Source organism: Allobosea sp. TWI1241 (genome assembly GCF_039673065.1).
Lineage (GTDB): Bacteria > Pseudomonadota > Alphaproteobacteria > Rhizobiales > Beijerinckiaceae > Allobosea.
Window position 1 is genome coordinate 1 of sequence record NZ_JBDJKW010000030.1, and the last position, 1,591, is coordinate 1,591.

A 1,591-nucleotide genomic window follows, 5' to 3' on the forward strand; every position below is an offset into this window, starting at 1 on the left:
TTTTGGGCGGTGGTTTCGCCGCCGGGTCTGCGTGTGTTCGTCAGAGGGGTTTCTTGATGGCCTTTGCGATGATTCCGATGATGCCCTCGCGGAATGTGAGGACGCAGATGACGAAGATGACGCCCTGGATGACGGTGACCCATGCGCCGAAGGAGGCGAGGTAGTTCTGCATGGCGACGATGACGAGGGCGCCGAGGATGGGGCCGAAGACGGTTCCGAGGCCGCCGACGAGGGTCATGAGGACGACCTCGCCGGACATCGACCAGTGGACGTCGGTGAGGGAGGCGAGCTGGAAGACGATGGCCTTGGTGGAGCCTGCCAGGCCTGCCAGCGATGCGGAGAGGACGAAGACGGCGAGCTTGTAGCGGTTGACGCGGTATCCGAGCGAGATGGCGCGGGGCTCGTTGTCGCGGATGGCCTTGCAGACCTGTCCGAAGGGGGAGTGGATGATGCGGTAGATCAGCAGGAGGCCTGCCATGAAGACGGCGGCGACGAGCCAGTAGAGGGTGCGGTCGTCGGCGAGGCTGACGGTTCCGAGCAGGTATCCGCGGGGAACGGCCTGGATGCCGTCCTCGCCGCCGGTGAACTTCGGGGTCTGCAGCGAGAAGAAATACGCCATCTGGGCGAGCGCCAGGGTGATCATGGCGAAGTAGATGCCCTGGCGTCGGATGGCGAGCGCGCCGAAGGCGAGGCCGAGTCCGGCCGCGACGAGGGTTCCGCCGAGGATGGCGAGTTCGGGTGTGAGGCCCCAGTTCTTGGCGGTGTAGGCGCAGACATAGCTCGCCATCCCGAAATAGGCGGCATGGCCGAATGAGAGCAGGCCGCCATAGCCGAGCAGCAGGTTGAAGGCGAGCGCGAAGAGCGCGAAGCACAGAACCTTCATGACGAAGACGGGATAGGCGACGAAGGGGGCGACCAGGAGCAGGGCGCCGATGCCGATCATCACATTGCGGTGGAGGCGGGCGGTGTCGCGCTCGGCCTGGGAGGAGGCGGTGCCCACGGCGGGCATGACGTCAGCCATGGGAGGCTCCTTGGTGGCGGCGGCGTGCGGCGGCGGTGGCGAGGGCGGCCGGCATCAGTTCGCCCGCCCGAACAGGCCGGCCGGCTTCACCAGCAGGACGATGGCCATGATGATGAAGATCACGGTGGCGGAGGCCTCGGGGTAGAAGACCTTGGTGAGGCCCTCGACGAGGCCGAGGGTGAAGCCTGTGACGATGGCGCCCATGATCGAGCCCATGCCGCCGATGACGACGACGGCGAAGACGACGATGATGAGGTCTGCGCCCATATTGGGGTTGACCGAGTAGATCGGGGCGGCGAGCACGCCGGCGAAGGCTGCGAGCCCGACGCCGAAGCCGTAGGTGAGGGTGACCAGCAGCGGCACGTTGATGCCGAAGGCCTGGGTGAGGGTGGCGTTCTCGGTCGCGGCGCGCAGATAGGCGCCGAGCCTGGTCTTCTCGATCATGAACCAGGTGCCGAGGCAGACGGCGAGCGAGGCGACGACGACCCAGGCGCGGTAGTTGGGCAGGAACATGAAGCCGAGGTTCTGGCCGCCGCGCAGGGCTTCGGGCATCTGGTAGGGCAGGCCGGA

2 protein-coding genes are annotated in these 1,591 nt (G+C 66.7%); both read right to left on the minus strand.

The genetic code is table 11. The features are described from left to right. Positions 1 to 40: 40 nt before the first annotated feature. Positions 41 to 1,021, minus strand: a complete 981-nt coding sequence (locus tag ABE438_RS20300; RefSeq protein ID WP_465248651.1) for a branched-chain amino acid ABC transporter permease — start codon at positions 1,019 to 1,021, stop codon at positions 41 to 43. Positions 1,022 to 1,075: 54 nt separating this feature from the next. Beyond that, a partial coding sequence (locus ABE438_RS20305; protein ID WP_346504489.1) for a branched-chain amino acid ABC transporter permease occupies positions 1,076 to 1,591 on the minus strand: 516 nt, incomplete at its 5' end.

Coding starts and splice junctions, on each gene's coding strand:
- ABE438_RS20300 (WP_465248651.1), bottom strand. CDS start 1,021: ATGGCTGACGTCATGCCCGCCGTGGGCACCGCCTCCTCCCAGGCCGAG.